The sequence below is a fragment of the Pseudomonas sp. UBA5568 genome, from assembly GCF_002425525.1.
GTDB classification, from domain to species: Bacteria; Pseudomonadota; Gammaproteobacteria; order Pseudomonadales; family Pseudomonadaceae; genus Aquipseudomonas; species Aquipseudomonas fulva.
Genome location: NZ_DIMK01000041.1, coordinates 14,335 through 34,130, shown reverse-complemented (window position 1 = coordinate 34,130; position 19,796 = coordinate 14,335). Strand labels below are relative to the sequence as shown.

Sequence of the window (19,796 nt, the reverse complement as noted above, 5' to 3'; positions counted from 1 at the left end):
GGTGCAGGTGTGTTTGAAGGCATTGGGCAAGTGGCAGGCTTTGCTCGAGTGATTCTTCATGGCAGCCTGCCAAACGGAATCGCAAGTCGGTTTTTCGCAAGCAGTACCGAGTAGGCCTGCCGTCTCAACGCCGCATTAACCAGGTACTCATCGAGTCGCTTTCCTGCACTCAATTTATATTCGAAGGTACTGTTTTCGTCTTGCCAGGAAGTTCCCAATGCTCAGTAGGAATTTTCGTTGCAGGGCACGCTTCATACTCAAGCGGCATCGGTGCTTGCTCTTTGCGGCAAGCCAGATCATCAAGTCATGCAAGTTAGAGAGGGCGGCGGGAATACGCAGATTGCTCTGCTAGGTCGGTAGACACCGTTTGCTGGGTGATCGCCATTTGCACAGTGTTTGGCCGCAAGCACCCTGAAGGGCCGTATCAGCCATTAATGAAGCCTAACAGGCAATAAAAAACCCCGGAGCCAGTCCGGGGTTCTTGTACGTCACACTACGCGATCAATCCTGGTTGGCCAGTTTGTGCTCGAGGTAGTGAATGTTGACGCCGCCTTTGCAGAAGCCTTCATCACGCACCAGATCACGGTGCAGCGGGATGTTGGTCTTGATGCCATCGACGACGATCTCGTCCAGGGCATTGCGCATGCGGGCCATGGCTTCGTCACGGTCCTTGCCCCAGGTGATCAGCTTGCCGATCAGCGAGTCATAGTTCGGCGGAACCGAATAACCGCTGTACAGGTGCGAATCGACGCGCACGCCGTTGCCGCCTGGTGCGTGGAAGTGCTTCACCTTGCCGGGGCTTGGGATGAACTTCTTCGGGTCTTCGGCGTTGATACGGCACTCCAGCGAGTGGCCGTGGACCACCACGTCCTCCTGGCGGAACGACAGCTTGTTGCCAGCGGCGATGCTCAGCATCTCCTTGACGATGTCGATGCCTGTGACCATCTCCGACACCGGGTGCTCAACCTGCACACGGGTGTTCATCTCGATGAAGTAGAAGCGGCCATCTTCGTACAGGAACTCGAACGTTCCCGCACCGCGGTAGCCGATCTCGATGCACGCGTCCACGCAGCGCTTGAACACTTCCTGGCGCGCTTTCTCGTCGATGCCTGGGGCCGGAGCCTCTTCCAGCACCTTCTGGTGGCGGCGTTGCAGCGAGCAGTCACGGTCACCGAGGTGGATCGCATTGCCCTGGCCGTCGGACAAGACCTGTACTTCCACGTGACGTGGGTTGGTCAGGAACTTCTCCAGGTACACCATCGGGTTGCCGAAGGCTGCACCGGCTTCGGTACGGGTGAGCTTGGCCGAGGCGATCAAATCCTCTTCCTTGTGCACCACGCGCATGCCGCGACCACCACCGCCACCGGCGGCCTTGATGATCACCGGGTAGCCGACGTCGCGAGCGATGGCCAGCGCGACTTCTTCGTCTTCCGGCAGCGGGCCGTCGGAGCCCGGCACGGTCGGTACACCCGACTTGATCATCGCGTCCTTGGCCGACACCTTGTCACCCATCAGGCGAATGGTGTCGGCTTTGGGGCCAATGAAGGCAAAGCCGGACTTCTCAACCTGCTCGGCAAAATCGGCGTTTTCCGCCAGGAAGCCGTAACCGGGGTGAATCGCGGTCGCGCCGGTGACTTCGGCAGCGGCGATGATCGCCGGGATGTGCAGGTACGAATCCTTGGACGATGCAGGGCCGATGCAGACCGACTCGTCTGCCAGGCCCAGGTGCATCAGTTCACGGTCAGCGGTGGAGTGCACGGCGACGGTCTTGATACCCAGCTCTTTGCAGGCACGCAGGATCCGCAGGGCAATTTCCCCGCGGTTGGCGATCAGGACTTTTTCGAGCTTCCCAGACATCGTTGGCTCTCCGCGATTCAAACGATGGTGAACAGCGGCTGGTCGAACTCAACCGGCTGGCCGTCTTCTACCAGGATGGCGTCGATGACACCGCCGACATCGGCTTCGATGTGGTTCATCATCTTCATGGCTTCGACGATGCACAGGGTGTCGCCTTTCTTCACGCTCTGGCCCACTTCAGCGAAGTTCGGCGAGGTCGGCGAAGGTTTGCGGTAGAAGGTGCCTACCATTGGCGAGCGGATGACGGTGCCCTTGAGGGCCGGGGCAGCGGCGGCAGCTTCGACAGCAGGGGCGGCAGCGGCGACCGGGGCAGCGGCAGGCGCAGCCATCGGGGCAGGTGCGTAGAACTGCTGGGCAGCTGGGGTCTTGCTGTGACGGCTGATGCGAACCGACTCTTCGCCTTCCTTGATCTCCAGCTCGTCGATGCCAGACTCTTCCAGCAGCTCGATCAGTTTCTTGACTTTACGGATATCCATTAATCATCAACTCCCAAAGGTTCGGTCAGGGGGCGAAATTGTTAAAGCGTGTCGACACGCTTCTCTTGACCCTGGCCACCGAGGCCAGGGCTTTCATCATTTGGGCTGTGCGTTGGCAGCCAGCTGTTCCAGCGCGGACTCCAGGGCCAGGCGATAACCGCTGGCGCCCAGACCACAGATCACCCCTACGGCTACATCGGAAAAGTAGGAGTGATGACGGAACGGTTCGCGTTTGTGCACGTTGGACAGGTGCACTTCGATGAATGGGATGCTCACCGCGAGCAATGCGTCACGTAGTGCAACGCTTGTGTGGGTGAATGCAGCCGGATTGATCAGGATGAAATCCACACCCTCGTTGCGTGCCGCATGAATGCGATCGATCAACTCGTATTCGGCATTGCTCTGCAAATACTGCAAATGGTGGCCCGCGGCGCGAGCACGTTGCTCCAGGTCCTGGTTGATCTGGGCCAGGGTCACGGCGCCATAGTGGCCGGGCTCGCGCGTACCGAGCAGGTTCAGATTGGGGCCGTGAAGCACCAGTAGCGTTGCCATCTGCGAGTTCCTTGGATTTGTAGGGCAATTCGACACAGCGCGGCGAGTGTGCCTAAAGCGACGGCAAGTGTCCAGTTCCCGGCAATAGCCAGCACGATGACCGAGATTCGCGCGAAGTATGTGACCGGATAGCAGGATCCGGTCACTGATCGCCGATATGTTCCTATGCCAGCGGGCCGTTACAGGCCTGACGTGTCGCGAACGCGGGACAAAATGGACGCAAAGTTCTCGGCATTTATCTCGCCTATCACCCGATCAGCGGTCAGTTCGCTGCCGTTGGCGGCAAAGAACATCAACGCTGGCGGGCCGAACAACCGATAGCGGTCCAGCAGGGCTCGCTGGGCCGCATCGCTGCGCGTCAGGTCCAGGCGCAACAGTTTGAAGCCCGCCAGTTGCGGCAGTACCTGAGGTGCATTCAACACCTCGTGCTCGATGACTTTGCAACTGATGCACCAGTCTGCGTACCAGTCCAGCAGTACCGGCTGGCCTGCGGCCTTGGCATCGGCCAGTGCAGCATCGAGCGCCTCGGCGGTGGTCAGTGTTTGCCACGCCTGGGCAGGGGGCGCAGCCTGACCAGCCATGCTCTCACCAACCGGAGGCAACGGCCGCAGCGGATCACCCTGGCCGCTGAGGGCGCCATACCCGCAGGCCAGGGCGTAGACCAGCAGCGCCAGGCCAAGCAGTTGGGCCAGGCGTTGGCGAGGCGTCTTGACGACGAATTCCAGTGTCCCCAGGAACACGGCCACCCCGGCCGCGAGCAACCCGATCAGCCCCAAGGTGACGGGCCCTGGCAAGACCCTGCTGAGCAAACCGATGGCCAGCCCCAGCAACAGGACGCCGATGGCGTTCTTGACACTGTTGAGCCATGAGCCGCTTTTCGGCAGCCAGGCGGCGCCACCGGTTGCGACCAGCAGCAGCGGGGCACCCATGCCCAGGCCCAGCGCGAACAGTTTGAGCGCACCGCCCAGGGCGTCTCCACTGGCACTGATATACAGCAGAGCACCGGCCAGCGGCGCCGAAACGCAGGGTGAAACCAACAGGCTGGACAACACGCCCAAGGCCGCGGCGCCCAGCAGCGAGCCGCCTTGGGTGCGATTGGCGACGCCGTCCAGACGGTTGCTCAGGGCCTGGGGCAGCTTGAGTTCGAACAAGCCGAACATGGCCAGGGCGAAAGCCACGAAGAACAGCGCAAAAGGCACCAGTACCCAGGCCGACTGCAGGCGCGCCTGCAGGTTGAGGCCTGCGCCGAACAGGCCCATCAAGGCCCCGAGGGCGGCGAAGCTGGCAGCCATGGACAGCACATAGGCCAGTGACAGCGACAGCCCGCGCAGCCCTCCTGTCTGACCGCGCAGTACCACACCCGAGAGAATGGGCAGCATGGGCAGCACGCATGGCGTGAACGTGAGGCCTACGCCGGCGATGAAGAACAGCAGGAGCGCTTTCCAGTCCCAGACGTGCGCGGCCTGGCTGCTCGGCGCGCTATCACCGTCAATGCTCAGCCGTTCGGTTTCAGGTGGATAGCACAAGCCTTTGTCAGCGCAGCCCTGGTAGCCCACCTGCAAGGTGAAAGCCCTGGAATCATTGCGTGGCAGCTCGATGTCGACGATGCCGTGATACACCTCCACATCGCCGAAGAATTCGTCATGCTTGGCCTCGCCCTTCGGGATGACCGGCGTGCCCAGAACAATGTCGGCCGGCTCGGTTCGAAACACGAAACGGTGGCGGTACAGGTAATAGCCGTCGGTGGCCACCAGGCGCAGCTTGATGGCATGGGCGTCGGCCTGGATCAGGCTGAGCTTGAAGGCTTCGTGTACCGGGAGGAAGTCGGCATTGCCGGCCAGTGAGGAGGCGCCGAGGGTGGCGCTGGGGCGATTGTCCAGCAACCCCGTGGCGAACACCGGGCTGGCCAGCAGTAGGCACAACAGGAAAAACAGGCGGTGCATGGTGAACTCGCAAGAACGAACGTGCCGCGCATCATAACGGAGTTGACGCTCAGGGAACCATGCGTGGGCCTGCCCGTCTTGCCGGTGATGGTCTAAAGCTATTTCGTGGAGCCAGGGCGGTCGGTTCAGGCCCTGAAGGCACCCACCGCCTGGTTCAGTGCGCTGCCAAGGCTAAGCAGGTGGTCGCCTTGCTCGCGTCCTTCACCGATGCGTTGCAGGTTATCTCCGCCCAGTTGATGAATCCGCTCGCTGTGGTCACGGATCTCGCTCACCGCTGCGCTTTGTTGCGCCGTCACTTCGGCAATGCGCAGGGCAGTGTCGGCAATGGTGCGGATCGCGCACACGATTTCGTCCAGTGCACCGTCGGCGGTCTGGGCCTGGTTGGCAGTGGCCTCGGCATGCTCCAGTTGTACCCGCGTACCGTCCACGGCGCCCTTGGCTGCCTGCTGCAATCTGTCGATCAGGGTCTGGATTTCCCCAGTAGCGCCGGTGGTGCGTTGGGCCAGGGTGCGGACTTCGTCGGCTACCACGGCGAACCCGCGACCCATTTCACCGGCGCGGGCGGCTTCGATGGCGGCATTGAGTGCCAGCAGGTTGGTCTGTTCCGCGATGGACCGGATCACTGTCAGCACGCCACCGATCGTGGCCGATTCTTCTGCCAGTTGCTCGATCATGCGCGCGTTGCCCTGCACCTCGTCGACCAGCGTGCGTAAACCCGACAAGCTTTGCCCGATCACCGCCTGGCCCTGTTCCACTGCCCGGCCTGCGTCACGGCTGGCCAGGGCTGCAGCGCTGGCGTCGCCAGCCACCTGCTGGATGGTCGCTTCCAGTTCTCCAAGCGCGTCGCGAATCTGCCCGGTATCCCCGGCCTGTCGTTGTGCGCCATCGTGCAAGGCAGCACTCATGTCGGCCAGCGCATGGCTGCTGCCGGCCACTTGCTCGGCGTTGTGCCGCAGGGCGCCTACCAGTTCGACCAGGTACTGGCGCAGGCGATTGAGCGAAGCCTGGATGTCATGCAGCTCGCGGTTGGTCCTGCCCATTTCGACAGGCTGGGTAAAATCGCCCTCGGCCCAGCGCGACAGCGCAGGCGCCAGGCCGGTGAGTGTGCGTGCAAGACGACGTTGCAGGGTGTCGATGAGCAGGGCGATCAGCAGGATCATCACGATCATCCCCCCTTGCAGGGTGCGCACTTCGCCCGCGATCGTGCCATGCAGGCTGCGCACCTCTGGCTCCAGGGCCGCGATGGCCTGGCGCACTGCCTCCAGTTGTTGCGTGGCGCGGGTCGCCAGGGCGGCGCGCTGGGCGATCTGGGCACGGGTACGTTGCAGCTCGGCCGGATAGCGCCCAACCAGGCTTTGCAACTCGCGCTTGAGGCCTACGGCGACGTCTTCCTGCTGGGCACGGGTATCGGTCTGCAAACCCATCAGCGCGGCAAAGTCATCCGCGCCGGATTCGGCAGCACGGGTCACGCCCAGCAGCGGCAAGCCTTCGATGACGTGCGCCTGGGCCTGAATCGATTGCAGCTCGCGTTCCAGCTCGTTCGCAAGTTCCGGCCGGCCGCTGCCCACCAGCTTTTCCCGCGCCAGGCCAAGCCTGCTCAGGTGCAAGGTCGCCTCGACAAGCGGCAGCAGGTATCGCCCAGCGTCGGGGCTGGTGCTGTCGCGCGCATAGGTGGTCAGTTGCTCCAGATTGGCCCCCAGCTCGCGCTCGGATTGCAGCAACAGCGCCTGGGGGTCACCGGCCAACTTGCCGGCGGCCAGCAACTCACCCGCGCTGAAGGCCTGGAGGTCGTCCAGGCTGGGGCGCAGTTGGCTGGCCATCGCCTCGGGCCATTCGGCCAGCGAGGCTTGCAGTTGAACCGTGGCCTGCAGTGCCGCGGCATGGCGCACGGCATCGCCGTTGCCAAGATAGGCCTGGATGTTCTCGGCCGCCTCAGTCTGGAAATGGCGCGACAGGGTCAGGTAGCGCTCCATCATCTGGTAGGGGCGCTCCAGCGCCCGCTGCGACCACCACAGCGTGACGCCCAGGGCGATGCACACCGTCACCAGTAACAACGTATTCAAATTGGTCAGCCACTTCAGGCGCATAGCCGCGAGCTTCCTGCGGGGGAGGGAGGAGTCAGGGGCCTGAAGTTATTGCGTTCGTGTGACGCGATGATGACGGCGGCACGCAGTTGAATGGCAAAGTGCCTTTATCCTTTGCCCGGCTTTTCAGGGCTCCACACGCACCACGCAATTGCGTCCCGCATGCTTGGCCCGGTACAGCGCCTCGTCGGCCGCGCTGGCCATGGTCAGCGCATCGAGGCCGTCATCGAGTTGCACCACGCCCGCGCTGAACGTACAGCGCAGGTCATGGGGCTGGGCTGGGTAGAGGATTTCGGCAAAACGCCCGCGGATGTCATCGAGCACCTTGTACGCCGCCTCCAATGGGGTATTGGGCATGACGATCGCGAATTCCTCGCCGCCGTAGCGTCCGATGAAATCGGTCTTGCGCAGGCGTTGCTTGAGAAACAGCGCCAGGCTCTTGATTACCCGGTCGCCCATGGGATGGCCGTGGCGATCGTTGATTTTCTTGAAGCGGTCGATGTCGAGCATGGCAAAGCTCAACGGCTGCTGTTCGCGCCGGGCACGGAAGCTGCAATCTTCGAGCAATTGCAGGATATGGGTGTGGTTGTACAGCCCGGTCAGGCTGTCGCGGACCATGCGCGCCTTCAGGTGCCGAGCGCGGGCCGCGCGGTTGCGCACCGTGGTGATCAGGTGGCGCGAGCGAAACGGCTTGGTCAGAAAGTCATCACCGCCTTCGCTCATGGCCTCAAGTTGCTTGTCCAGGTCATCCTCGGCCGACAGGTAGATGATCGGAACACTGACGTAGCGGTCGTTATGGCGAATCACCTTGGCCAGTTCAGGGCCGGTGCACGCCGGCATGTACAGGTCGAGGATGATCAAGTCAGGCTGGAAGTCAGCCAGCTCGGCCATGGTAGCGATCGGGTCGGTCAGGCTGCGGGTGATCATCCCGGCGCCTGCCAACACCCGTTCCGTGAACAGAGCCTGGGTGCGTGAGTCATCGATGATCAGCACGCGCAGGGGATCGTACGGCGCGGCATCGGTCAGTAACTCGACTTTCTCCAGCAGACTGGAAGCCTCCAGTGTCCCGGTGAGGAAATCGCGACCGCCCGCCCGCACGGCGGCCAAGCGCGTCGGGGTATCGGTTTCGTGGTGGCTGAAGAACAGCAGCGGCAGGGGTTTGGTCTGCCGCGCCTGGGCTTCGGCCGCCAACGTCAGGCCCTGGCCGACCCCATTGAAGTCGACGTCCATGATGACCGCCGAAGGCGGGCATTCGTCCACCGATGCGCGAAAGGCATCGGCAGTGGGCAAGGCCTGTACGCCCAGGCCGAAGAATTCCAGTTGCTGGGCCAGGCGCTCGGCGCGGTCGTGGTCCTGCAAGAGGATATAGACCGGCCTGCGCTGGGGCGCCAGCAGCAACTGATCCTGTGGATCGTCCTTGCGCAGGCCACTACGCGCAACATGCTCAGCGGGGCACTGCGGGCTCGGCTCAACTGCTTGGCTCATGTCCTGGCTACTTGTCGTTAGGGGTATGCAGGGGCAGTGATGGCTCTATGCTAGCAGCTCTTGAGCTGCGTATGCGTGGCCCCTTTCAACAAACTGGGCTGAATGACTATTCAGTTCTCGACCCAGGGGTCGCTTATGCGTAAGGCGGTGTCTGCTTTATAGTGCTGTCAGGCGGGCTTGCCGTGGCACCCTGGCGTAGGCCTGTGGTCAAAGCCCCTGAACCGTCGTGACTGATCAAGGATATAGCCATGCTGGACTGGAAAAACCGCGAGGCCAAAGCCGAGCCCCGCGAGCGTGTCGACGGCCGCGGCGCTGCCGCCCGTAGCTATTTTGGTGGCCTGTGGGGCCGCTCACTGTTGGCCCTGATCGGGCTCTACCTGCTGGTGTGCATCGGTCTTGCCTGGTACTGGAGCCAGGAACCCGAATTGTTCCCGGTGCAGCAGAACGCCCAGAGCGCAGCCGAGCGTAACGGCCAGCAGATGGTAGTGGGCTACACCACCGTCGAAACGCTCAAGACCGTGGCGAGCACCTTGTTGAACAAGCCAGGTGGCTATATCGCCAATGACCGTCTCCCGCCAGGCCTGTGGATGGACAACATGCCCAACTGGGAGTACGGCGTACTGGTCCAGGTGCGTGACCTTTCCCGCGCGCTGCGCAAGGACTTCGCCCGCTCCCAGTCGCAATCGACTGAAGACGCCGACCTGGCCAAGGCCGAGCCGCGCTTCAACTTCGATTACAAGAGCTGGATCCTGCCGTCCAGCGAATCGGAATTCGAAGAAGGCATCAAGTCGCTGGCGCGCTATCAGGCTCGCCTGGCTTCAGGCGACAAGGGCGCGATCTTCTATACCCGTGCAGACAACCTGAACAACTGGCTGGGTGACGTCGCTACCCGCCTGGGCTCGCTGTCGCAACGGCTCTCGGCCAGTGTAGGCCGCGTGAAGCTCAACACCACCCTCAAGACCGAGTCCGTGGTGGCTGGCCAGGCGCCGCAGGTAGATGAGGAAGTGGTGGAAACCCCATGGCTGCAGATCGACGACGTGTTCTATGAAGCCCGCGGCCAGGCCTGGGCGCTGTCGCACCTGCTGCGTGCGATCGAAGTCGATTTTGCCGACGTGTTGGCCAAGAAGAACGCCACCGTGAGTGTGCGTCAGATCATCCGGGAACTGGAGGCCTCGCAAGAGCCTCTGTGGAGCCCGATGGTGCTCAACGGCAGTGGTTTCGGCATGTGGGCCAACCACTCGCTGGTCATGGCCAACTACATCTCCCGCGCCAACGCGGCGGTCATCGACCTGCGCCAGCTGCTGTCGCAGGGTTGAGATGAGCTTCAGCCCTGATGAAGCCGCACACCGGGCGGCTTCGGACCGGGAGCAGGTTACCTGGGTGGACGAACACGACCAGGTGCTCGGCGCATTGCCCAGGGCGCAGTTGCGCGAGCGCGGGCTGATCGGGCGCTGCACGTTCATTCTGTTGTTCAATGGTGCCGGTGAACTGTGCGTGCACCGGCGTACCCTGAGCAAGGCGCTGTACCCCGGCTACTGGGACGTTGCCGCCGGCGGCATGGTGGCCGCTGGTGAAACGTACGCCGAATCGGCTGCGCGCGAGCTGGCCGAGGAACTGGGCGTCGCCGACGTGACCTTGCGCTTTCACGAGCGGTTTTTCTTCGATCAGCCTGACAATCGCCTGTGGTGCGCCTTGTACTCGGCAGTGTCCGATGCGCCGCTGCGGCTGCAGCCCGAGGAAGTGATCGAGGCACGTTTCATCGGTATCGACCAGGCCCTGGAGGACAGTCGGCTCAGGCCTTATTGCCCTGACTCGATGGCTGCGTTGATCCGCTACAGGAACAGCCTCGTCTAGCCGCTGCAGAGCGGGTCGCAAAACATTCGCAAAATGGCGCAATCCAGTACTTAGCAACTGCACCGTTTATCGTTACACTGCGCGGCCTTTTCGGGCTGCCGCACGTGTTGCGGCAGTAGCGCCGCCCCTGCCAGAGTGGGGCTTCGCGGTCGGCCTCATGTGCAGGTACGACCAGTTTTTGTCCTCAGCACCGAGGCACAAAAGTGGCCAAGAAAGCTTCTTCCCTCTCCGCCCTCGGCGGTCTCGTTTATTCGACCGATACCGGTCGTCATTGCCCTGACTGTGGCCAGCCCGTGAATGCCTGTACCTGCAAGCAGCAGGTCATTCCCGAGGGTGATGGTATTGCCCGCGTGCGCCGCGAGAGCAAAGGCCGTGGCGGCAAGACCGTGACGACCGTCACGGGTGTGCCGTTGCCGGCCGATCAGCTCAAGGAACTGGCTGCCACCCTCAAGCGCCGCTGTGGTACCGGTGGCGCGCTCAAGGACGGCGTCATCGAGATCCAGGGTGATCATGTGCAATTGCTGCTCGACGAGCTGAGCAAGCAGGGCTTCAAGGCGAAAAAGTCGGGCGGCTGAGTCGCTCGGCAGGTTTTCGTCCTGCGCTTTCTAAACTCGTCGCAGTGACCAGGGTCTACCCCAGAGCACGGGCGAACCGTCATTTTTGGCTTCTACACTGCTTCCCCGGTTTGACCGGCAGTGTCTTGACTCAATTTATAGGGGACTTGAATGTCCGTACGACGCACACGCAAAGACGATGGTAGCCAATGGACCGTGGCCGACAGCCGCAGTGTTTATGGCATCCGCCATTGGGGCGCTGGGTATTTCGCCATCAATGAAGCCGGGCGCGTCGAAGTGCGCCCCAACGGCCCGGACAGCTCGCCGATCGACCTGTACGAGCAGGTTGACCAGCTGCGCCAGAGCGGCCTGTCGCTGCCTTTGCTGGTGCGCTTCCCCGACATTCTGCAGGACCGCGTACGCCAGCTGACCGGCGCCTTCGACGCCAACATCGCGCGCCTGGAATACCAGAGCCAGTACACCGCCCTGTACCCGATCAAGGTCAACCAGCAGGAGGCGGTGGTCGAGAACATCATCGCCACCCAGAACGTGTCCATCGGGCTGGAAGCCGGCTCCAAACCCGAATTGCTGGCGGTGCTGGCCTTGGCGCCCAAGGGCGGTACCATCGTCTGCAACGGTTACAAGGACCGCGAGTTCATCCGCCTGGCGCTGATGGGACAGAAGCTGGGCCACAACGTCTTCATCGTCATCGAGAAAGAGTCCGAAGTGGCCTTGGTGATCGAGGAAGCGGCCGACCTCAAGGTCAAGCCGCAGGTGGGCCTGCGCGTGCGCCTGTCGTCGCTGGCATCGAGCAAGTGGGCTGACACCGGGGGCGAGAAGTCCAAGTTCGGGCTTTCTGCCGCTCAGCTGATTTCCGTGGTGCAGCGTTTCCGCGATGCCGGCCTTGATCAGGGTATCCGCCTGCTGCACTTCCACATGGGCTCGCAGATCGCCAACCTGGCGGACTACCAGCACGGCTTCAAGGAAGCCATCCGCTATTACGGCGAATTGCGCGCCCTGGGCCTGCCGGTGGACCACATCGATGTGGGCGGCGGCCTGGGTGTTGACTACGACGGCACTCACTCGCGCAACGCCAGCTCGATCAACTACGACATGGATGACTATGCCGGCGTGGTGGTAGGCATGCTCAAAGAGTTCTGCGACGCGCAGGGCTTGCCGCACCCGCACATCTTCTCGGAGAGCGGCCGTTCGCTGACGGCTCACCATGCCATGCTGGTCATCCAGGTCACTGACGTGGAGCGACACAATGACCAGGTGCCGACCATCGAGAACAAGGACGCGCTGCCCGAAACCGTGCAGTGGCTGGCCGATCTGCTGGGGCCCACCGACATCGAGATGGTGACCGAAACCTACTGGCGCGCCACCCACTACATGGGCGATGTAGCCGCCCAGTATGCTGACGGCAAGATCAGCCTGGCCGAGAAAGCCCTGGCCGAGCAGTGCTACTACGCTGTGTGCCGTCGTCTTTACAACTCGCTGAAGGCTCGCCAGCGCTCGCACCGTCAGGTACTCGACGAGCTGAACGACAAGTTGGCGGACAAGTACATCTGCAACTTCTCGGTGTTCCAGAGCCTGCCGGACACCTGGGCCATCGGTCAGGTGCTGCCGATCATCCCGCTGCACCGCCTGGACGAAGAGCCCCTGCGGCGCGCCGTGCTGCAAGACCTGACGTGCGACTCCGACGGCAAGATCAACCAGTATGTCGATGAGCAGAGCATCGAGACCAGCATGCCGGTGCACGCCCTGAACGAGGGCGAGGACTACCTGCTGGGCGTGTTCCTGGTCGGTGCCTACCAGGAGATTCTGGGCGACATGCACAACCTGTTCGGTGACACCGACTCGGTCAACATCTACCAGAATGCCGATGGCAGCGTGTACCACGCCGGTATCGAGACCCACGACACCATCGAGGACATGCTGCGCTACGTGCACCTGTCCCCCGAGGAGCTGATGACTCACTACCGCGACAAGGTGGCCAGCGCCAAGATCACCGCGCGCGAGCGTACCCAGTACCTGGATGCGCTGCGCCTGGGCTTGACCCGTTCGTCCTACCTCTCGTCCTGAGAAGCGTCAGCCCGTGAGGCCTCATTGCCGTCACGCCTTCGCGGCGTGGCGGCAGTGAACACTGGCTTCGAATGCTCACGGGTCCACGCCACTGATCTCACGCCACCCAGGCGTCCTTGCCTTGCAGGCGCCACCCCACCCAGGCCAATGTCAGGGCGCGCACGCCCATGAAGACGAGAAACGCCAACCACAGGCCATGGTTGCCCAGCCCGCTCAGGGCAAAGGCCAGCGGCAATGCAATCGCGAGAGATGCCAGCATGGCGTTGCGCATTTCCCGAGCCCGTGTGGCCCCGATGAACAGCCCATCGAGCAAATAGCTCCACACGGCGATCAACGGCAGGCACGCCAGATAGGGCAGGTACGGGTAAGCCGCCGCCCTGACACTGTCGATATCGGTTTGCAGATCGATGAACAGGTGTCCTCCCACCCAGAACAGACCGGCAAAGACCGAACTCGCAATCAGCGACCATCCACCGGCCACCACCAGCGCACGGCGTAACGTGTCGCGGTCCCGAGCGCCAATGGCGTGACCGCACAGCGCCTCGACCGCGTGCGCCAGGCCATCGAGGGCATAGGCCGTAAGCAGCAGGCCGTTGAGCAGCAGTGCATTGGCCGCCACCGTGGCCTCGCCCAGGCGTGCGCCCTGTACGGCGATTAGTAGAAAGACCAACTGCAAGGCAAGGCTGCGCAAAAAGATGTCGCGGTTCACCGCCAACAGCGGGCGCCAGGCCTGCCAGCGTCTGAGTGCTGCCCAGGCGATGTGGCCCGGATAGGCGCGCAGGGCCGGACGGGTAAGCGCCAGGCCCAGCAGGGCCGCGCACCATTCGGCAATCACCGACGCACGTGCCGAGCCCAGGACGCCCCAATCCAGGCCGAGCACGAACCACAGGTTCAGCACGATATTGAGCAGGTTGGTGGTCAGCAGGATCGCCAACGGCGCCCGGGCATTCTGTGTCCCCAGAAACCACCCGACCAAGGCGTAGCTGGCCAGTGCCGCCGGGAGGCCCAGCAACCGGGTGTGGAAGAAGGTTTGCGTAGCCTGCCCCAGGGCCGCGCTGGGCTGCATGGCGTGCAGTGCCAACTGGCTGAAGGGCAGGGCCAGCAGGCCGATGAGCAATGCGAACCCCACTGCCAGCATCAGGCCCTGAACCAACACCTGGCGCAGGGCGGCGCCATCCCCTCGGCCGGCGGCCTGGGCGGCGAAGCCTGTCGAGCCCATGCGCAAGAAGCCCATCAAGCCGACCATGAAGGTAAACAGCGTAGCGCCCACGGCCACTGCGCCGAGTTGATGGGCATGGGGCAGGTGGCCAATGACGGTGCTGTCGACCAGCGCAACCAGTGGCACCGAGACATTGGACAGGATCATGGGCGCGGCCAGCCCCCACACCTTGAAGTGGGTGGGGCGGTGGTGCCAGTCGGCGAAGAATCGGGGCATGTTCATTCCGGCGAAAACGAGGGCTGCAAACGCTCGAACGGACGCGCGCCAGGCGGCAATGCAAGCCAAGGGCGACAGTGTAACGGCCACGCAACCATTGTGTGCGATCAAGGTCTCATCTGGCGCACAACGCTGGGTGCAGCACTCGGCCTTGCGCTATAGTTGCTGCCTTCATCTACACCCTGCCTTCGAGTGTCTACTCCATGTTCAACAAAGGATTGTTGCTGGCCTGCGCGCTGGCCTTGCTCAGCGCCTGTGACGCCTCAACGCCCGACGCCTCGGCCCCTGCCCAGAAGCCAACCGCCAGCGCTACCGCCAAGACAGCGCAGCGCGAAGACCCCGCCGTGCTTGCCAAGCGCTACGAGGGTCGTGAGCTGACGGTACTGGATGTGTCGGAAGTACAGCTCGATGGCGCGGCCACGCTGTCGGTCAGTTTCTCGGCGCCGCTGGATGCCGACCAGGATTTCGCCAACAGGGTTCACCTGGTGGACACGGTCAAGGGCAAGCTGGACGGTGCCTGGGAGCTGTCCGACAGCCAGATGGAGCTGCGCCTGCGTCACCTGGAACCGCAGCGCAAGCTGGTGCTGACCGTGGACAAAGGCCTGCTGGCTGTCAATGGCAAGGCCTTGCAGGAAGAGTCGATCACTCGCCTTGAGACACGCGACCTGCAACCCACCGTTGGCTTCGCCAGCCGGGGCTCGCTGTTGCCGACGCGGCTGGCAGAGGGACTGCCGGTCATCGCATTGAACGTGGACAAGGTGGATGTGGAGTTCTTTCGCGTCAAACCGGACATGGTCTCCTCGTTCATGGCCAACTGGGGGCGCAGCAGCAGCCTGGAGTACTACCAGTCCAAGGACACGCTGAGCATGGCCGAGCTGGTCTACAGCGGCCGCTTCGACCTCAACCCTGCACGCAACACGCGTGAAACCGTGCTGTTGCCCATTGCCGGCATCAAGCCGCTGCAGGAGCCCGGTGTGTACCTGGCCGTAATGCGCGCCTCGGGTACCTACGATTACTCCCAGCCAGCTACCCTGTTCACCCTGAGCGACATTGGCGTGTCGGCCCACCGCTACCGCGATCGCATCGATGTGTTCGCCCAGGCCCTGGAGGGGGGCAAGGCGATGGATGGCGTCAACATCGAGCTCCACGACAAGAAAGGCAAGCTGCTGGCCCAAGCCAGCACCGATGGCAAAGGCCATGCTGAACTGCCGATCACAACGAAGGCCGATACCCTCATCGCCACCCAAGGCGTGCACACGACCTTGTTGCGGCTCAATACTGCGGCGCTGGACCTGGCGGAATTCGACATCACCGGTCCCCAGGCCAATCCGCTGCAACTCTTCATCTTCGGCCCGCGCGACCTGTATCGCCCAGGCGAAACGGTGCTGTTGAACGGCTTGCTGCGCGACCAGGACGGCAAGCCCGTCAAGGCGCAACCGGTGAACGTCGAAGTACGCCGGCCGGATGAACAAGTCAGCCGCAAGTTCGTCTGGGAAGCAGACGATAACGGCCTGTTCCAGTACCAGTTGCAACTGGCCACCGAGGCGCCGACCGGCCGTTGGCAACTGCTGCTCGACCTGGGCGGCGGACGCAAGCAGGTCTACGAGTTCCTGGTCGAGGACTTCCTGCCTGAGCGGCTGGCCCTCGAACTCAAAGGCAGCAGCAAGCCCCTGGCCCCTGATCAGGACGCGCGCATCGAGGTGACTGGCCGCTATCTATACGGTGCGCCGGCCGCTGGCAATCGCCTGAGTGGCCAGGCCTATGTGCGCCCGCTGCGTGAAGCGGTACCTGCACTGCCGGGCTACCAGTTCGGCTCGGTTACCGAAGGCGAACTGGAGCAGGACTTGGAGCTTGATGAAGTCACCCTCGACCAGGCAGGCAAGGCGGTCCTGGATATTTCCAGCCGCTGGGCAGAGGCGCGTTCGCCGTTGCAACTGACCGTGCAGGCGAGCCTGCAGGAGTCCGGTGGCAGGCCCATCACCCGTCGCCTTGAGCAACCTGTTTGGCCGGCCGAACGCCTCCCAGGCCTGCGCGGGCTGTTCGACGGTGATGAAGCCGACAGTGAAGGCCCGGTGGAATTCGAGTTTCTGGTCGCTAACCGCGAGGGCAAGAAACTGGCCGCCGACGACCTGAAGGTCAGGCTGATCCGCGAGCGACGGGATTACTACTGGAATTATTCGCAAGGTGATGGCTGGAGCTACGCCTACAACGAAAAATTCCTGACCCAGGTGGAAGAGACGGTAAGCGTCAAGGCCGACGCCACGGCCAAGCTGAGCTTCCCGGTCGAGTGGGGCCCCTATCGCGTTGAGGTCGAAGACCCGCAGACCGGCCTGGTGTCCAGTCAGCGCTTCTGGGCAGGCTACCGCGCCCAGGACAATGCCGAGGGCGGAGCGGTACGCCCCGACCAGGTCAAGCTGGCCTTGGACAAGCCCTCCTACGCCGACGGTGCAACGGCCAAGGTCACGGTTACGCCACCAGCCGCCGGCAGTGGTTACTTGATGATCGAGTCCAGCGACGGCCCGTTGTGGTGGCAGGAAATCCAGGTGCCTGCAGAAGGAAAGACCTTCGATATCCCGCTGGACAAAGCCTGGGCACGCCACGACCTTTACCTCAGCACCTTGGTGGTGCGCCCAGGTGAACGCAAGGCCAATGCCACGCCCAAGCGTGCGGTAGGCCTGTTGCACCTGCCGCTCGACCGTGCCGAGCGCAAGCTGGCGGTGACGTTGCAGGCACCGGAAAAAATGCGTCCCAAGCAGCCACTGACGGTGAAAATCAAGGCGGCAAACGCCGACGGCAGCGTGCCTGCACAGGTGCGTGTGCTGGTGTCGGCGGTGGACGTCGGCATCCTCAATATCACCGACTTCAAGACCCCGGATCCCTTTGCAAGCCTGTTTGGTCGCAAGGCCTACGGTGCCGATCAGCTCGACATCTACGGGCAACTGATCGAAGCCGGGCAAGGGCGTCTGGCCAGCCTGGCATTCGGTGGTGACGCGGCGATGGCCAAGGGGGGCAAGCGCCCTAATACCACCGTCACCATCGTGGCCCAGCAGAGCCTGCCGGTGACCCTGAACGAGAAGGGGGAAGGGCAAGCCACGGTCGATATCCCTGATTTCAACGGTGAGTTGAGGCTCATGGCCCAGGCCTGGACCGAGGATCACTTTGGCATGGCAGAGGGCAAGACCGTGGTGGCCGCACCGCTGATTGCCGAACTCTCGGCCCCGCGGTTCCTGGCAGGCGGCGATCAGACGCGTTTGGCGCTGGACCTGGCCAACTTGTCGGGAGCTGCCCAACAGCTGACCGTGCAAGTGACCACCGAAGGGCAAGTGAGCCTGACCGGCAATGCCATGCAGTCTGTGGCGTTGGCCGAAGGCCAGCGGTCCACCCTGATGATTCCGGTGCAGGCCCAAGGTGGCCTGGGGCAGGGCAAGGTGCATGTGCAGGTGACCGGCCTGCAGTTGGCCGGCGAGGCGCAGACCACGTTCGAGCGCGAATGGACACTGGGCGTGCGTCCGGCCTATCCCGCCATGCTCAAGCATTTCCGCGTGGCCTTGAAGGATCAGCCCTGGACGTTGCCCGAGGCGGACCTTGCTGCTTTCGAGCCTGCCGGCCTCGAGGGCACGCTGGCCCTGTCGAGTCGCCCCCCGCTCAACCTCGCCGAACAGATCCGCGCGCTGAAGGCTTACCCGTATGGGTGCCTCGAGCAGACCACCAGCGGGCTGTACCCATCGTTGTATGCGGACGCCGATACCCTAAAACGGCTCGGCATCGAGGGTGAACCGGCCACAGTGCGCAAGCGCAAGATCGAGATGGGCATCGAGCACCTGCTGGGTATGCAGCGCTACAACGGCAGCTTTGGCTTGTGGAGTGCCGACAGCGAAGAGGAATACTGGCTGACGGCCTATGTCACCGACTTCCTTCTGCGTGCCCGCGATCAAGGCTACGGGGTACCCGCCGAGGCGCTGAAGAAAGCCAGCGAGCGGTTGTTGCGCTACCTGCAGGAGCGCAACCTGATCGAGGTGGACTACAGCGAGGACGCCGATCACACCCGGTTCGCCGTGCAGGCTTACGCCGCGCTGGTGCTGTCGCGCAGTCAGCAGGCGCCCTTGGGCGCGCTACGCGGGTTGTTCGAGCGCCGCGCCGATGCGCGTTCCGGTTTGCCGTTGGTGCAACTGGCCGTGGCGCTGGACAAGATGGGTGACAAACCTCGTGCCGACCAGGCCCTGCAGGCAGGGCTCGCCGTCAGCCGCGGCAAGCACTGGATGGCAGACTACGGCAGCCCCCTGCGTGACCAAGCGTTGATCCTGGCACTGCTGCAGGAAAACAAACTTGCCAGTGGCCAGGTGGACCAGCGGCTCTTCGCCCTGTCCGACGAAGTGGCGGCCAATCGCTGGCTGTCCACCCAAGAGCGCAACGCCTTGTTCCTGGCCGGACGTGGCCTGCTGGGTACGCCTGAAGCCAAGTGGCAGGCCCGCCTGGACAGCGCCGGTGAGCTGCGTGATTTCAATAACGCCGAAGCCGGCATGAAGCTGGAAGGGCCCCTGCTGGCATCGCCGCTGACGGTGCAGAACCAAGGCAGCCAGACCGTCTACCAGCAACTGACCCTGTCGGGTTATCCCCGCCAGGCGCCGCCTGCCAGTAGCAATGGCATGCAGATCCGCCGCGAGTACTTGGGCATGAAGGGCCAGCCGCTGGACCTGGCGAACCTGCGCAGCGGCGATCTGGTGCTGGTGCATCTTGCCCTCAAGGCCGATGAGCGCGTTCCCGATGCGCTGGTGGTCGATCTCTTGCCAGCGGGCCTGGAGCTTGAAAACCAGAACCTTGCGCAAAGTGCAGCCAGCCTGGATAACGCCAGCGGCGCAGTGAAGCAATGGCGCGAATCGATGCAAAATGCCAACGTGGTTCACCAGGAGTACCGCGACGACCGTTACGTCGCAGCGCTCAAGCTGGACAGCTACGCAACCACCCACCTGCTGTACCTGGCGCGAGCGGTGACCCCAGGTACCTACCGGGTACCGCCACCGCAGGTCGAGTCGATGTACCGCCCCAACCTGCAGGCCGTGGGGGAAGGGCAGGGTGAAATGACGGTCAAGCCTCGCTAGGGGCAAGCCTTGTGCGACGAGCAGGGCTTTCACCTGTTCGTCGCACGGCCACTCAATGGATCACCCAGCTCATTACCCACAGGCCCAATACCAGCCAGATGATGCCGAGGATGATCGAGGCACGCATGAAGGCGCGGATCGCCGAAAACAGCAACATCAGGCCCACGATCAGGGCCAGGATGCTGACCAGCGAGGTGTCCATGCCCAACGTGCGCGACAGGCCATCGACGAAGTTGCCGCCCGCATTGGCCAACAGGTTGAACAACCCGCTCAGCGCGTCGACGACGATGCGGATCAGCGATCCCAGTGCTTGCCCCAGCCATTCGAAAAAACCTTCTACATGCATAGTTGCTTCCTGATCAACATGGCGGC

At 63.1% G+C, this 19,796-nt stretch carries 13 protein-coding genes; 5 read left to right on the top strand and 8 right to left on the bottom strand.

Annotated elements, in window-relative coordinates; translation table 11 throughout:
• Positions 1-501 precede the first annotated feature (501 nt).
• The 6 genes from accC to B2S33_RS13285 form a co-directional block, all read right to left on the bottom strand.
• A complete protein-coding gene (gene accC / locus B2S33_RS13310) occupies positions 502-1,857 on the bottom strand; it encodes an acetyl-CoA carboxylase biotin carboxylase subunit (protein WP_027915162.1) in 1,356 nt (451 codons plus the stop codon).
• 17 nt (positions 1,858-1,874) lie between these two features.
• Positions 1,875-2,333 (bottom strand): acetyl-CoA carboxylase biotin carboxyl carrier protein, encoded by a 459-nt coding sequence (gene accB / locus B2S33_RS13305; protein ID WP_023535179.1) that lies wholly within the window; start codon positions 2,331-2,333, stop codon positions 1,875-1,877.
• 96 nt (positions 2,334-2,429) lie between these two features.
• Positions 2,430-2,885 carry a type II 3-dehydroquinate dehydratase gene (gene aroQ / locus B2S33_RS13300; RefSeq protein ID WP_003255330.1) on the bottom strand — a complete coding sequence of 152 codons (456 nt, stop codon included), beginning with the start codon at positions 2,883-2,885 and terminating at the stop codon, positions 2,430-2,432.
• A 179-nt stretch (positions 2,886-3,064) separates the two neighbouring features.
• Positions 3,065-4,828: a protein-disulfide reductase DsbD gene (locus B2S33_RS13295; protein ID WP_254286904.1), complete on the bottom strand. Its 1,764-nt coding sequence runs from the start codon at positions 4,826-4,828 to the stop codon at positions 3,065-3,067.
• 125 nt (positions 4,829-4,953) lie between these two features.
• Positions 4,954-6,648 carry a methyl-accepting chemotaxis protein gene (locus B2S33_RS13290; RefSeq protein ID WP_414707723.1) on the bottom strand — a complete coding sequence of 565 codons (1,695 nt, stop codon included), beginning with the start codon at positions 6,646-6,648 and terminating at the stop codon, positions 4,954-4,956.
• 390 nt (positions 6,649-7,038) lie between these two features.
• Positions 7,039-8,397: a diguanylate cyclase gene (locus B2S33_RS13285; RefSeq protein WP_028687886.1), complete on the bottom strand. Its 1,359-nt coding sequence runs from the start codon at positions 8,395-8,397 to the stop codon at positions 7,039-7,041.
• A 248-nt stretch (positions 8,398-8,645) separates the two neighbouring features.
• Here B2S33_RS13285 and B2S33_RS13280 point away from each other — a divergent pair, with 248 nt between their 5' ends.
• The 4 genes from B2S33_RS13280 to speA all read left to right on the top strand — a co-directional run bounded on the left by B2S33_RS13280 (position 8,646) and on the right by speA (position 12,890).
• Positions 8,646-9,713 (top strand): DUF2333 family protein, encoded by a 1,068-nt coding sequence (locus B2S33_RS13280; protein WP_027915166.1) that lies wholly within the window; start codon positions 8,646-8,648, stop codon positions 9,711-9,713.
• Position 9,714: 1 nt separating this feature from the next.
• Entirely contained in the window at positions 9,715-10,251 is a 537-nt protein-coding gene (locus B2S33_RS13275) for an NUDIX hydrolase (protein WP_028687887.1), read from the top strand.
• Between the two features lie 203 nt (positions 10,252-10,454).
• On the top strand, positions 10,455-10,826 hold the full coding sequence (locus B2S33_RS13270; RefSeq protein WP_128610119.1) for a translation initiation factor Sui1: 372 nt from the start codon (positions 10,455-10,457) through the stop codon (positions 10,824-10,826).
• 150 nt (positions 10,827-10,976) lie between these two features.
• Positions 10,977-12,890 (top strand): arginine decarboxylase, encoded by a 1,914-nt coding sequence (gene speA / locus B2S33_RS13265; RefSeq protein WP_023535169.1) that lies wholly within the window; start codon positions 10,977-10,979, stop codon positions 12,888-12,890.
• 97 nt (positions 12,891-12,987) lie between these two features.
• Here the strand turns inward: speA and B2S33_RS13260 are convergent, their stop codons facing one another.
• Complete coding sequence (locus tag B2S33_RS13260; RefSeq protein WP_088523818.1) at positions 12,988-14,325, bottom strand: MATE family efflux transporter; 1,338 nt, start codon at positions 14,323-14,325, stop codon at positions 12,988-12,990.
• Positions 14,326-14,528: 203 nt separating this feature from the next.
• Here B2S33_RS13260 and B2S33_RS13255 point away from each other — a divergent pair, with 203 nt between their 5' ends.
• Complete coding sequence (locus tag B2S33_RS13255; RefSeq protein WP_059183619.1) at positions 14,529-19,424, top strand: alpha-2-macroglobulin family protein; 4,896 nt, start codon at positions 14,529-14,531, stop codon at positions 19,422-19,424.
• Positions 19,425-19,476: 52 nt separating this feature from the next.
• On the opposite strand, the gene B2S33_RS13250 is transcribed toward B2S33_RS13255, so the two are convergent.
• A complete protein-coding gene (locus B2S33_RS13250; protein WP_023535173.1) occupies positions 19,477-19,770 on the bottom strand; it encodes a hypothetical protein in 294 nt (97 codons plus the stop codon).
• Positions 19,771-19,796: the final 26 nt, after the last annotated feature.